The organism is Pseudomonas sp. BIC9C, assembly GCF_034541995.1.
GTDB lineage: Bacteria > Pseudomonadota > Gammaproteobacteria > Pseudomonadales > Pseudomonadaceae > Aquipseudomonas > Aquipseudomonas fluorescens_CC.
Genome location: NZ_JAWDGM010000001.1, coordinates 279,707 through 292,830, shown reverse-complemented (window position 1 = coordinate 292,830; position 13,124 = coordinate 279,707). Strand labels below are relative to the sequence as shown.

At 59.6% G+C, this 13,124-nt stretch carries 9 protein-coding genes and 1 pseudogene; 7 read left to right on the top strand and 3 right to left on the bottom strand.

Features of this window, described 5'->3' with window-relative positions:
* Positions 1-18: 18 nt before the first annotated feature.
* The gene (locus RS887_RS01415) at positions 19-1,947 is read right to left on the bottom strand and encodes a transglycosylase SLT domain-containing protein (protein WP_322614113.1); all 1,929 of its coding nucleotides are present in this window, start codon (positions 1,945-1,947) and stop codon (positions 19-21) included.
* 213 nt (positions 1,948-2,160) lie between these two features.
* Here RS887_RS01415 and RS887_RS01410 point away from each other — a divergent pair, with 213 nt between their 5' ends.
* Entirely contained in the window at positions 2,161-4,080 is a 1,920-nt protein-coding gene (locus RS887_RS01410) for an ATP-binding cassette domain-containing protein (protein WP_322614112.1), read from the top strand.
* A 73-nt stretch (positions 4,081-4,153) separates the two neighbouring features.
* Here the strand turns inward: RS887_RS01410 and RS887_RS01405 are convergent.
* A pseudogene (locus tag RS887_RS01405) lies at positions 4,154-4,231 on the bottom strand (outer membrane lipoprotein carrier protein LolA); the annotation flags it as partial.
* A 38-nt stretch (positions 4,232-4,269) separates the two neighbouring features.
* Positions 4,270-4,710, bottom strand: a complete 441-nt coding sequence (locus RS887_RS01400; RefSeq protein WP_322614111.1) for a universal stress protein — start codon at positions 4,708-4,710, stop codon at positions 4,270-4,272.
* 104 nt (positions 4,711-4,814) lie between these two features.
* Here RS887_RS01400 and RS887_RS01395 point away from each other — a divergent pair, with 104 nt between their 5' ends.
* From RS887_RS01395 to RS887_RS01370, 6 genes are all read left to right on the top strand, one after another.
* Positions 4,815-5,252, top strand: coding sequence for a hypothetical protein (locus RS887_RS01395; protein WP_322614110.1), 438 nt, complete (start codon positions 4,815-4,817; stop codon positions 5,250-5,252).
* A gap of 619 nt (positions 5,253-5,871) precedes the next feature.
* Positions 5,872-8,019, top strand: a complete 2,148-nt coding sequence (gene fadB, locus RS887_RS01390; protein ID WP_322614109.1) for a fatty acid oxidation complex subunit alpha FadB — start codon at positions 5,872-5,874, stop codon at positions 8,017-8,019.
* A 29-nt stretch (positions 8,020-8,048) separates the two neighbouring features.
* On the top strand, positions 8,049-9,224 hold the full coding sequence (gene fadA, locus RS887_RS01385) for an acetyl-CoA C-acyltransferase FadA (protein ID WP_008023006.1): 1,176 nt from the start codon (positions 8,049-8,051) through the stop codon (positions 9,222-9,224).
* A gap of 98 nt (positions 9,225-9,322) precedes the next feature.
* On the top strand, positions 9,323-9,559 hold the full coding sequence (locus tag RS887_RS01380; RefSeq protein WP_053160735.1) for a DUF1653 domain-containing protein: 237 nt from the start codon (positions 9,323-9,325) through the stop codon (positions 9,557-9,559).
* A gap of 114 nt (positions 9,560-9,673) precedes the next feature.
* Positions 9,674-12,301 carry a type I DNA topoisomerase gene (topA, locus tag RS887_RS01375; protein WP_111282271.1) on the top strand — a complete coding sequence of 876 codons (2,628 nt, stop codon included), beginning with the start codon at positions 9,674-9,676 and terminating at the stop codon, positions 12,299-12,301.
* Positions 12,302-12,560: 259 nt separating this feature from the next.
* Positions 12,561-13,085, top strand: a complete 525-nt coding sequence (locus RS887_RS01370; RefSeq protein ID WP_057400204.1) for a DUF6586 family protein — start codon at positions 12,561-12,563, stop codon at positions 13,083-13,085.
* Positions 13,086-13,124: the final 39 nt, after the last annotated feature.

Here is a 13,124-nt window from a genome sequence, read left to right as displayed (position 1 = left end):
TGCTCGCTCCTACAGTGATCATTGATCATCGAAAAACCGCTCGTGCCAATCCACGATCGGCTGTGGTGAATTGAGCTTCTGGCCGTAGATCACCGAGTACGACAATACGTTTTGCACATACTGGCGGGTTTCATCGAACGGGATGCTTTCTACCCACACGTCGAAACTCAGGTGGTCGGCACCGCGCAGCCATTGGCGTACACGGCCGGGGCCGGCGTTGTAGGCGGCGGAGGCGAGGACGCGGTTGCCATTGAACTGGCTGTGTACCTGGCTCAAATACGCGGCGCCGAGCTGGATGTTCTTGTCCGGATCGAACAATTGCTGTGGCGAGCTATATGGAATGCTGAACTTGCGTGCGGTTTCCTTGGCGGTGGCCGGCATCAGTTGCATCAGGCCCGAGGCGCCGACACCGGAACGGGCGTCGTCCATGAATGCGCTTTCCTGGCGGGTGATGGCGAACGCCCAGCTCGGATGCAGGCCGCGGTTCTTCGCTTCGCGGACCAGGGTTTCCCGGTGAGCCATCGGGAAGCGGATATCCAGGTCATCCCAATACTGTGCCTGGCTGATGGTACGGATCGCCGGGAAGTACCATTTCAGGTCATAGGCCAGTTTGGCCTGGGCGACCATTTCGTCGCGGCTAAAGTGACGGCTGACGTAATACCACTCACGGCGACCATCGACGACCTGCCCGCGGGCGTGCAGCTCCAGGGCGCGGCGCACGCCGGGCGTGTTGCGCACCTTGTTGATTGTGGCCTGGCTGAGCACCAGCGGTTTGTTGAGCAGCGAGTAGGGCGACTGTGAGCGATCGGCGGCGAGGAAACCATAGAAGTCGCGTTCGCGGGCCAGGCTTCTATAGAGCGTCTGTGCTTCCGGATTCTGTGGTTGCGCCAGTTCCAGGCTGCGGGCCTGCCAGTAGCGCCAGCGGTTGGTGGTGGCCAGGTCCTGGGGCAGGCGGCGGGTCAACTGGTAGGCATCGTCCCAGCGCGCCAGGCGCAGGAGCAGGCGCAAGCGCCATTCGGAAACCGTGTTGTCGCGCAGCTCGGGGTCGTATTTGGTCATGACATCCAGCGCACGGCTGTCGAAACGTCGTGCGAGGGTCAGGCCGATTTCCCGGGCGATTGCGACTTTTTCATCCCGGGAGAAGTGCATGCTGCTGGCGTAGCCATCAAGCAGGTCCATGGCCTTGTCCGGATCCTGGCGAGCCAGGCGGCGCAGGCCGAGGCTGACCACGTCGGACATGGCTTCATCGGCCGGGGTGAAGCGTGACGGCTGGTTGAGCAGTTCCGGTTTCTGCGCGACGTCCACCAGCAAGCGACCGCGAGGGGCGAGGGTGGTCATGCTGTTGACCAGGCTGTTGGCCAGCGGGTAGTTGCGCGCCTGGGCGGCGAGTTTGGCGCGCTCCCAGCGTTTTTGCTCGGTCAATTGGCCATCTGCGGCCCACATGCCGAACAGGGTATCGCAGGCTTCGGGTTGGGATTTACCGGTCAGCCAGAGCTTTTCAGTATTGGCATAACCTTCGGATTTGAGGTTATGGCTGACCTGGTACTGCGCATTCAGGCAGTCCAGTTCGGTGAAGTTCATCTTGGGATCGTAATACCTGACGAAGGTCGCCCAGTCGCCCCGTTCCGCCAGCCAGCGCAACCAGCGCAGTTTCATCCAGTTGGCCTGGGGCAGGTCGCCATGTTCGGCGAGGAATTTCTCGATTTCGGCGTTGCTCGCGGTTTTCAGGCGTGCTGTCAGTTCGTCGTAAGCCAGGTACGGTTCCAGTGGATAATCGGCGAGGGCCCGGCTGTAACGGAAGTACGGGCCGCTATCGCCCTTGGCCAGGGCGCGTTTGGCTTCATCGTAATACTGGCGTTGGGTGGAAAGGTCCACCGCCTGGGCGGATTGAACGGCAGCGGCAGAGAGAAGAAAACAGGATAAAAGTCTGAAGAGGCGACTGCGCATGAGACGTCCGGGCAGAGAAATCATGACAAGTGCGGGCCGGGCCCGCACTGAATTGTCTGTAGCTTAGCCTTTTGCCAGCAGCCGGCGAAAGCTTTGCGGGTCTTCCCGCATCAGTTCGCAACATTTGTCATGCAGAGTGTTGCGAGAGTGAAATTGCCGGCCTTGTGAAGCCTCAAGTCAGGTAGAATGCGCGCCCGGTTTTTGGAGAAGCTCATGACCCTGCTCAAATTCAGCGATGTGTCCCTTGCTTTCGGCGCTATGCCGTTGTTGGACAAGGTGTCCTGGCAGATCGCCCGTGGTGAGCGGGTGTGCATCATCGGCCGCAACGGCACTGGCAAGTCCAGCATGATGAAGCTCGTCAAGGGCGACCAGAAGCCCGATGACGGCTCCGTTTGGCGCGCACCCGGGCTCAAGATCGGCGAATTGCCGCAAGAATTGCCGGTAGCCGACGAGCGGACAGTGTTCGACGTGGTGGCCGAAGGCCTGGACGGCGTCGGTGCGTTGCTCGCCGAGTATCACCACCTGAGCCAGAACATCGTCACCGATGCCGATCTGGACAAACTGATGCACGTCCAGCACGACCTCGAAGCCCGCGATGGCTGGCGCTTGCAGACCCTGGTCGACAGCACCTTGAGCCGCCTGCAACTGCCGGCCGACAAGACCCTCGCCGAGTTGTCCGGCGGCTGGCGTCGTCGCGTCCTGCTGGCCCAGGCCCTGGTGTCCGAGCCGGACCTGCTGCTGCTCGACGAACCGACCAACCACCTGGACATCGGTGCCATCGCCTGGCTTGAAGAAGCGCTGAAGGATTTCCAGGGCGCCGTGCTGTTCATCACGCATGACCGTTCTTTCCTGCAGAACCTGGCAACCCGCATCCTCGAACTGGATCGCGGCGGCCTGATCGACTGGAACGGCGACTACGCCAGTTTCCTCGTGCACAAAGAAGCCGCACTGGCCGCCGAAGAAACCGCCAATGCGCTGTTCGACAAGCGCCTGGCCCAGGAAGAAGTATGGATTCGCCAGGGCATCAAGGCCCGTCGCACCCGTAACGAAGGCCGCGTACGTGCGCTCAAAGCCTTGCGTGTCGAGCGTAGCGAGCGTCGTGAGCGTACCGGCAAGGCCAATATCCAGCTGGAAACCGCCGACAAGTCCGGCAAGCAGGTAATGGTCCTCGATAACGTGAGCTTCGCTCACCCGGACGGCCCGTTCCTGATCAAGGACTTCTCCATGGTGCTGCAGCGCGGCGACCGTATCGGTCTGCTCGGCGCCAACGGTACCGGCAAGACCACGCTGCTGAAGCTGATGCTCAGCGGCTTGCAGCCGACCAGCGGCAAAGTGGAAGAGGGCACCCGGATCGATGTCGCCTACTTCGACCAGTTGCGCCATCAACTGGATCTGGAAAAAACCGTGATCGACAACGTCGCCGAAGGTCGCGACTTCATCGATATCGACGGCCAGAGCCGCCATGTACTGAGCTACCTCGGCGACTTCCTGTTCAGCCCGCAGCGTGCGCGCACGCCAGTCAAGGCGCTGTCCGGTGGTGAGCGTGCCCGTCTGTTGCTGGCGAAGCTGTTCAGCAAGCCGGCGAACCTGCTGGTACTCGACGAGCCGACCAACGACCTCGACGTCGAAACCCTCGAATTGCTCGAAGAGGTCTTGCTGACCTTCAATGGCACCGTACTGATGGTCAGCCACGATCGGGCATTCCTCGATAACGTGGTCACCAGTACCCTGGTCTTCGAAGGTGAAGGCAAGGTTCGCGAGTACGTCGGTGGCTACCAGGACTGGCTGCGTCAGGGCGGCTCGCCGCGCCTGCTGGGCGTGACCGAGAGCAAGTCCGGCAAGGCCGACCTGAACTCCGCCGTGGTGAAGGCCGAGCCTGCACCGGTGGCGGCAGCCGTCGAAGCGCCAGTGGCGAAGAAAAAGCTCAGCTACAAGTTGCAGCGCGAGCTGGAAGCGTTGCCGGGGCAGATCGAAGCCATGGAGCAGCAGATTGCCGCCGTGCAAGCACAGATGGCGGATGCGGGCTTCTATCAGCGTCCTGCTGCCGAAACGGCTGCGGTGATTGCTCAGCTGGAGCAGTTGCAGGCTGAGCTCGACATCATGGTTGAGCGTTGGGCCGAGCTGGATGCCTGATTGATCCGGCAGTAAAAAGCCCGGCGCTCAGTGATGAGCGCCGGGCTTTTCATATGCACTGCAATCAATTCCCTGTAGGAGCGAGCTCGCTCGCGATGAACCTGAGAGCGCCGCGGGGTGTCAGGCTGCCCGCGTCATCGTTGGCGACCATCGCGAGCTAGCTCGCTCCTACAGGGGGGGGCAGTATTGTCAGCTTTTGTTTTGCAGGCGCACCGCAAGCACATCGCAAGGCGCGCCATGCAGCACGTCATTGGCGGTGGAGCCCAGCAGCAGTGCCAGGCCGTGGCGGCCATGACTGCCTACGACGATCAGGTCGCACTCCTGTTCCTTGGCCATATGATGGATTTCCTGGCGTGGCTGGCCATAGGTCAGGTGGCTGTACTCTTTTGAGAGTTCAGGATACTTGTTGATCAACCGGTCGAGGCGCTCCTTGGCCTGATCGAACTGCTGCTGTTGCAGTTGTGACAGGTCCATTGGCACGTCGCCACCAAAGGCCATCGCCATCGGCTCGACAATGTGCACCAGCGACAATTTCGCGCTGTTGCTCACCGACAGTTCGCGCGCGCGGTGGATGACAGGGTCGCACTCTTCGGTCAGATCTACAGCGACCAGAATATGGTTGTAGGGCATGAGGTGCTCCTCCTGAGGGATGCAATATTGGTAAGTATGGCTGGTTTCAAGCGCATTGGTTCCAAAGTGACACAATGGGCTCATTCAAATTCGGGAGTACAGATATGACGGTCTGGATAGTGGTGTCAATCCTGCTGGTGGTACTCAGCCCGCTGGCATGGTTGCGCCCGTCACGTGCCCAGAGTGGGCGTATCGCCTTGCGGATGGAGGCCCGGCGCATCGGGCTGGCTATGCAATTGGCACCTCAGGAGTGGCCGCACTGGCTCAGCCAGGAACCGCCAAGCCCGTGCGCCCAGTACCATCGTCCGCGACGCGGCAATCAGCCGGCGTGCTGGAGCTACTGGCAAAAATCACCGGGTCTGTGGGTGAATCAGTGGCAGGAGGTCTGCGAGGATCAGGCGCTGCTGAATCATTTCGAAAAATTGCCAGGTAACGTCTACAAGGTCGAGGCTGACAAGCAAATGATTACCTTGTATTGGGGCGAGAAGGGCGAGGCCGAGGTATTGCAACAAATCGATGCCACCCTCAAGGCACTCGCCTGAAACCCGACCCCCCCCTGTAGGAGCGAGCCTGCTCGCGATGAACCTGAGAGCGCCGCGGGGTGCCAGGCTTCCCGCGTCATCGTTGACGTCCATCGCGAGCGGGCTCGCTCCTACAGGTGTTCTTCGCAGGCAATAAAAAGCCCGACATTCATCATCGGGCTGGAGTTGGCCAGGCAGGCCGGTAAAACGGTGTTGGCTGATCTTACGCTGGGCATTCGCCAAAAGCGTTCACAATTTTCCCCTTGGTTCCGCCAGCGTAGCTCGTTAAATACGGGCTGCGGTGAATTAGGGCGACTTTTCTAACAATTGATTCTATGAATGACCTTGCATGCTCAAGCGTGTTTAAGGTCTTCGCAGTACGGATATGACCGCAAAGTCGCTTTTCAACCCGCATTCTGGGCGATTGACAATTGGCGGAAATTCCGTGAAGGTGGCGTACCCAAATCAAACGGGCGTATGAATTGAGCGTTTGTTTTCAAATCGCTCCTACAGAATCCCGACTATCGCGTTGGCGGGTGTGCCGGGTGGATAGGCGTAGCATTGACGATCAACGTCCCTGCCAGCCATTCGCCTGCGTCCGACGTGTACTGTTCAGCTTCCATATCGTGGAGATCAGTTGATGATTTACGAAGGTAAAGCCATCACGGTTAAGGCTCTTGAAAGTGGCATCGTCGAACTGAAGTTCGACCTCAAGGGTGAGTCCGTCAACAAGTTCAACCGTCTAACCCTGAACGAACTGCGTCAGGCCGTAGACACCATCAAGGCAGATGCTTCGATCAAGGGCGTGATCGTCAGCAGTGGCAAGGACGTGTTCATCGTCGGCGCCGACATCACCGAATTTGTCGACAACTTCAAGCTGCCGGATGCAGAACTTGTTGCTGGCAACCTCGAAGCCAACAGGATTTTCAGCGATTTCGAAGACCTCAACGTCCCGACCGTCGCCGCGATCAATGGCATCGCGCTGGGTGGTGGTCTGGAAATGTGCCTGGCGGCGGACTACCGCGTCATGTCCACCAAGGCCAAGATCGGTCTGCCGGAAGTCAAGCTGGGCATCTACCCGGGCTTCGGCGGTACCGTGCGTCTGCCGCGCCTGATCGGTGCCGACAACGCCATCGAGTGGATTGCCGCCGGCAAGGAAAACCGTCCTGAAGACGCACTGAAAGTCGGCGCTGTCGACGCAGTGGTTGCTCCAGAGCAACTGCAGGACGCCGCGCTGGAACTGATCAAGCGCGCCATCTCCGGCGAGTTCGACTACAAGGCCAAGCGCCAGCCGAAGCTGGAAAAGCTCAAGCTGAACGCCATCGAGCAAATGATGGCTTTCGAAACCGCCAAAGGTTTCGTGGCCGGCCAGGCGGGCCCGAACTACCCGGCGCCGGTCGAAGCGATCAAGACCATCCAGAAAGCTGCGAACTTCGGTCGTGACAAGGCGCTGGAAGTCGAGGCCGCCGGTTTCGTCAAGCTGGCCAAGACCTCTGCCGCGCAGAGCCTGATCGGTCTGTTCCTGAACGATCAGGAACTGAAGAAAAAGGCCAAGGCCTACGACGAAATCGCCAAGGACGTGAAGCAGGCTGCCGTACTGGGCGCTGGCATCATGGGTGGCGGTATCGCCTATCAGTCGGCCTCCAAAGGCACGCCGATCCTGATGAAGGACATCAACGAGCACGGTATCGAGCAGGGTCTGGCCGAAGCCGCCAAGCTGCTGGTCGGCCGCGTTGATAAAGGTCGCATGACCGCCGCGAAAATGGCTGAAGTGCTCAACGGCATTCGTCCAACCCTGTCGTACGGTGATTTCGGTCACGTGGACCTGGTGGTGGAAGCGGTCGTCGAAAACCCCAAGGTCAAGCAAGCTGTACTGGCTGAAGTTGAAGACCAGGTCAAAGAGGACACCATCCTGGCGTCCAACACCTCGACCATTTCCATCACCTTGCTGGCCAAAGCCCTCAAGCGTCCGGAAAACTTCGTCGGCATGCACTTCTTCAACCCGGTGCACATGATGCCGCTGGTGGAAGTGATTCGTGGCGAGAAGTCCAGTGAACTGGCTGTCGCGACGACCGTTGCCTACGCCAAGAAAATGGGCAAGAACCCGATCGTCGTCAATGACTGCCCGGGCTTCCTGGTCAACCGCGTTCTGTTCCCGTACTTCGGCGGTTTCGCCAAGCTGGTCAGCGCCGGTGTGGACTTCGTGCGTATCGACAAGATCATGGAAAAATTCGGCTGGCCAATGGGCCCGGCCTACCTGATGGACGTGGTCGGCATCGACACCGGCCACCACGGTCGTGACGTGATGGCCGAAGGCTTCCCGGACCGCATGAAAGACGACCGTCGCTCGGCCGTTGACGTGCTCTACGAAGCCAAGCGCCTGGGTCAGAAGAACGGCAAGGGCTTCTACGCCTACGAGACCGACAAGAAGGGCAAGCAGAAGAAAGTGGCCGATCCTTCGGTGCTGGAAGTGCTCAAGCCAATCGTCTTTGAACAGCGCGAAGTCACCGACGAAGACATCATCAACTGGATGATGATCCCGCTGTGCCTGGAAACCGTGCGTTGCCTGGAAGACGGCATCGTCGAAACCGCTGCCGAAGCCGACATGGGTCTGGTCTACGGTATTGGTTTCCCTCCATTCCGTGGCGGTGCGCTGCGCTACATCGACTCGATCGGTGTGGCAGAGTTCGTTGCCCTGGCTGACCAGTACGCTGATTTGGGCGCGCTGTACCACCCGACCGCGAAGCTGCGCGAAATGGCCAAAAACGGCCAGAGCTTCTTCGGTTAAGCGCCCCCAACTAGAGTGAGAGTGAACTTATGAGCTTGAATCCTAGAGACGTCGTGATTGTCGACTTCGGTCGTACTCCGATGGGCCGCTCCAAGGGCGGCATGCACCGCAACACCCGCGCCGAAGACATGTCGGCGCACCTGATCAGCAAACTGCTGGAACGTAACGTCAAGGTCGACCCGAACGAAGTCGAAGACGTGATCTGGGGCTGTGTGAACCAGACCCTGGAGCAGGGCTGGAACATCGCGCGCATGGCGTCGCTGATGACCCAGATCCCGCACACCTCCGCCGGCCAGACCGTCAGCCGTCTGTGCGGCTCGTCCATGAGCGCTCTGCACACTGCTGCGCAAGCGATCATGACCGGCAACGGTGACGTTTTCGTGGTTGGTGGCGTCGAGCATATGGGCCATGTGAGCATGATGCACGGTGTCGATCCGAACCCGCACATGTCGCTGTACGCGGCGAAAGCCTCGGGCATGATGGGCCTGACCGCGGAAATGCTGGGCAAGATGCACGGCATCACTCGCGAGCAACAGGACGCTTTCGGCGTGCGCTCCCACCAACTCGCCCACAAGGCGACCGTGGAAGGCAAGTTCAAAGACGAAATCATCCCGATGCAGGGCTACGACGAGAACGGTTTCCTGAAAACCTTCGACTACGACGAAACCATTCGTCCGGAAACCACCCTGGAAAGCCTGGCGGCTCTGAAGCCGGCGTTCAATCCAAAGGGCGGCACCGTGACAGCCGGTACTTCGTCGCAGATCACCGATGGTGCTTCGTGCATGATCGTGATGTCGGCGCAGCGCGCACAGGACCTGGGTATCCAGCCTCTGGCGGTGATTCGCTCGATGGCAGTGGCGGGTGTGGATCCGGCAATCATGGGCTATGGTCCAGTACCGGCCACACAAAAAGCATTGAAGCGCGCGGGTCTGGGTATCTCCGACATCGACTTCTTCGAGCTCAACGAAGCTTTCGCCGCACAGGCCCTGCCAGTGCTGAAAGATCTGAAAGTGCTCGACAAGATGAACGAGAAGGTTAACCTGCACGGTGGCGCCATCGCCCTGGGCCACCCGTTCGGTTGCTCCGGTGCGCGGATCTCCGGCACTTTGCTCAATGTAATGAAGCAGAATGGCGGCACCTTCGGGGTGGCCACCATGTGCATTGGTCTCGGCCAAGGCATCTCCACCGTCTTCGAACGCGTTTAAGCGTCTCGTCGATGGAAGCCGGGGCCAAGTGCCCCGGTTTTTGTTTTTCCGGATTTATTTTGTTTTTTATTTGAAAAAATTTGAGTGAGGGCCAAAGCATGCCGATACAACCTGGGCTCTACCAACATTACAAAGGTCCGCAGTACCGCGTATTCAGTATTGCGCGGCACTCGGAAACCGAAGAAGAAGTGGTCTTCTACCAAGCCCTGTATGGCGATTACGGCTTTTGGGTGCGTCCCTTGAGCATGTTCCTGGAGTCCGTCGAGGTTGACGGTGAACAGGTGCCACGCTTTGCTTTGGTGCAGGCCGAAGAAAGCCTTTTTACCAAGCCATAAGCTGAGTTCGCGCAATACCCTGCGCTTGACCTCACCTTGTTGCCACTATATATAGCGGTGCCGCGTCAGGCGCCAATCGCCTTTCACTTCTCGAATTCAGGAATTTTCTGATCCATGGGCAAATCGCTGGTCATTGTGGAATCCCCGGCTAAGGCCAAGACCATCAACAAGTATTTGGGCAACGAATACGTGGTGAAGTCGAGTATCGGCCATATCCGAGACCTGCCCACCAGCGGTTCGGCTAGCGCCAGCAAAGAGCCAGCCGCCAAGCGCGGAAAGGCTGCTGCGGGTGAAGCGCCGGCACTGTCGCCGAAAGAAAAGGCGCGCAAGCAGCTGGTCGCGCGCATGGGTGTCGATCCCGATCATGGCTGGAAAGCCAAGTACGAGATCCTCCCGGGCAAGGAAAAAGTCATCGAAGAGCTGCGCCGGCTCGCCAAGGATGCTGACACCATCTATCTCGCAACCGACTTGGACCGCGAGGGGGAAGCCATTGCCTGGCACCTGCGCGAAGCCATCGGTGGTGACGACAGCCGCTACAAGCGCGTGGTGTTCAACGAAATCACCAAGAAGGCGATTCAGGAAGCCTTCTCCCAGCCGGGCGAGCTGGATATCGACCGTGTCAACGCCCAGCAGGCGCGTCGCTTCCTCGACCGCGTCGTGGGGTACATGGTTTCGCCACTGCTGTGGGCCAAGATCGCTCGTGGCCTGTCCGCCGGTCGCGTGCAGTCGGTTGCCGTGAAGCTGGTGGTTGAGCGTGAGCGTGAAATCCGCGCGTTCATCCCGGAAGAGTACTGGGAAGTTCACGCCGATCTCGGCACCGCAAAGGGCGCGACCGTGCGTTTCGATGTGGCCCGCGAGAAAGGCGAAGCCTTCAAGCCGCTCAATGAAGCCCAGGCCATGGCGGCGCTGGAGAAGCTCAAGGCTTCCAGCTACAGCATCGTCAAGCGCGAAGACAAGCCGACCAGCAGCAAGCCGTCGGCACCGTTCATCACCTCCACCCTGCAGCAGGCCGCGAGCAACCGCCTGGGCTTTGGTGTGAAGAAAACCATGATGATGGCCCAGCGTTTGTACGAAGCCGGCTACATCACCTATATGCGTACCGACTCCACCAACCTCTCGGCCGATGCCGTGGCGATGGCGCGTACCTATATTGAAGGCGAGTTCGGCAAGAAGTACCTGCCGGAAACCCCGAACGTCTACAGCAGCAAGGAAGGCGCACAAGAGGCTCACGAAGCGATTCGTCCGTCCGACGCCAATACCGAGCCAAGCAAGCTGTCGGGCATGGAGCGTGACGCTGAGCGCCTCTACGAGCTCATCTGGCGCCAGTTCCTCGCTTGCCAGATGCTGCCGGCGCAATACCTGTCGACTACCGTGACTGTGGGTGCCGGTGACTTCGAGCTGCGCGCCAAGGGCCGCATCCTGAAGTTTGACGGTTACACCCGTGTCATGCCGCAAATCGCCAAGCCGGGCGACGATGACGTATTGCCGGACATGGCCCAGGGCGACGCGATGAAGCTGATCAAGCTTGATCCGACCCAGCATTTCACCAAACCGCCGGCGCGTTACTCGGAAGCCAGCCTGGTAAAGGAAATGGAAAAACGCGGCATCGGTCGTCCTTCGACCTACGCGGCGATCATTTCGACCATCCAGGATCGCGGCTACGTGGCGCTGCACAACCGTCGTTTCTACTCGGAAAAGATGGGCGACATCGTCACCGAGCGTCTGGCCGAGAGCTTCTCCAACCTGATGGACTACGGCTTTACTGCGGGCATGGAAGAGCATCTCGATGACGTGGCCCAGGGCGAACGTGACTGGAAAAACGTGCTCGACGAGTTCTACGGCGACTTCAAGAAAAAACTCGAAGTGGCCGAAAGTCCGGAAAGTGGCATGCGTGCCAACCAGCCGGTGATGACTGACATACCGTGCACCACCTGCGGTCGTCCGATGCAGATCCGTACCGCGTCGACAGGCGTGTTCCTTGGCTGCTCGGGCTACAGCCTGCCGCCGAAAGAGCGTTGCAAGGCCACCGTCAACCTGGTGCCGGGCGACGAAATCGCTGCGGACGACGAGGGTGAGTCGGAGTCGCTGGTGTTGCGTGGCAAGCATCGCTGCCCGATCTGCAGCACGGCGATGGACGCCTACCTGCTCGATGAAAAGCGCAAGCTGCACATCTGCGGTAACAACCCGGATTGCGATGGCTACGAAATCGAAGAGGGCACTTATCGCATCAAGGGCTATGAAGGTCCGAGCCTGGAGTGCGACAAGTGTGGCAGCGAGATGCAACTCAAGACTGGCCGTTTCGGCAAGTTCTTCGGTTGCACCAATGCCACCTGCAAGAACACCCGCAAACTGCTGAAGAGCGGTGATGCGGCGCCACCGAAGATGGACCCGGTGAAGATGCCTGAGCTGAAGTGCGAAAAGGTCAACGACACCTACATTCTGCGCGACGGTGCATCCGGCCTGTTCCTGGCGGCCAGCCAGTTCCCGAAAAACCGCGAGACGCGTGCTCCGCTGGTGATGGAAATCATCCCGCACAAGGATGAGATCGATCCGAAGTATCACTTCCTCTGCGAAGCGCCGAAGAAAGATCCGGATGGCCTCCCTGCTGTGATTCGTTACAGTCGCAAGACCAAGGAACAGTACGTGCAGACAGAAGTCGACGGTAAGCCGACTGGCTGGAAAGCGTTCTACGACGGTGGTAAGTGGGCGGTCGAAGACAAGCGTCCGGCAGCCAAGGCTTAAAGCCCCCCCCTGTAGGAGCGAGCTTGCTCGCGATGGTCGTTAACGATGACGCGTGCTGTCTGGATGAGCACGCCGCCCTCGGTTTTTTCGCGAGCAAGCTCGCTCCTACAGGAAGCTGGCGCCATCGGCATTAAAGGCCGCGTGAGAACCCTCGGGTTTTCATGCGGCCTTTTTTGTTTTGTGCTTGCGGTCGCATCGGCTGATCCACGACACTGTCAGACCCGCGTGAAGCAATTATTTCGTTGTGGAGGCTGCCGTCATGGCCCACGAACTTTATACCCGCACCAATCAGAAGATTTACTTCGCCGGCTTGTCGCTGGAAGCACTGGCCCGCACTGAAGAAAGTCGGGCGATGAATTCGCTGGCGCTGATCCAGGCCGGGCGCGAATCCGCGCTGTTTCACCTGTACGGCGCGCTGTTGGGCCTGTGTCACGAAATCGCCGGTTTCTATCGCTTGCCCCAGGCCAATGCACCCCGTGCAGAATTGTTGCTGACTCGCGAGGTGCTGGAAACCATCGCCATTCCGGAAATGGCCGAGATGGTCGAGCTGGCCAATAACCCGGAGACCTGGCTGGCCAGGCTGTTGGCCGCCCACGCTGCGCTGTTTCAGCCGCCACGTGCGCCGCACAAGCCAAAAGGGGACGTGACTCAGCCACTGATTCAGGCTGTCAATCTGGATGAAGAGGACGCGCCGGAGGAGCTGAGTCGGGAGGAGCTGGAGAGCTGGCGTCAGAACCTGAAAGCGTTGGCGATCCGGTTTCGTGAAGGGTTGAACGAGTGCTGACACTCGCAGTCGGGGGATGACATCTGGTCAAGATCCCAA

What these genes read in the sequence shown, in the direction of transcription:
- RS887_RS01370 (WP_057400204.1), top strand. Translation starts at nt 12,561, where the DNA reads ATGGCCCACGAACTTTATACCCGCACCAATCAGAAGATTTACTTCGCC.
- topA (WP_111282271.1), top strand. Translation starts at nt 9,674, where the DNA reads ATGGGCAAATCGCTGGTCATTGTGGAATCCCCGGCTAAGGCCAAGACC.
- RS887_RS01380 (WP_053160735.1), top strand. Translation starts at nt 9,323, where the DNA reads ATGCCGATACAACCTGGGCTCTACCAACATTACAAAGGTCCGCAGTAC.
- fadB (WP_322614109.1), top strand. Translation starts at nt 5,872, where the DNA reads ATGATTTACGAAGGTAAAGCCATCACGGTTAAGGCTCTTGAAAGTGGC.
- fadA (WP_008023006.1), top strand. Translation starts at nt 8,049, where the DNA reads ATGAGCTTGAATCCTAGAGACGTCGTGATTGTCGACTTCGGTCGTACT.
- RS887_RS01400 (WP_322614111.1), bottom strand. Translation starts at nt 4,710, where the DNA reads ATGCCCTACAACCATATTCTGGTCGCTGTAGATCTGACCGAAGAGTGC.
- RS887_RS01410 (WP_322614112.1), top strand. Translation starts at nt 2,161, where the DNA reads ATGACCCTGCTCAAATTCAGCGATGTGTCCCTTGCTTTCGGCGCTATG.
- RS887_RS01395 (WP_322614110.1), top strand. Translation starts at nt 4,815, where the DNA reads ATGACGGTCTGGATAGTGGTGTCAATCCTGCTGGTGGTACTCAGCCCG.
- RS887_RS01415 (WP_322614113.1), bottom strand. Translation starts at nt 1,947, where the DNA reads ATGCGCAGTCGCCTCTTCAGACTTTTATCCTGTTTTCTTCTCTCTGCC.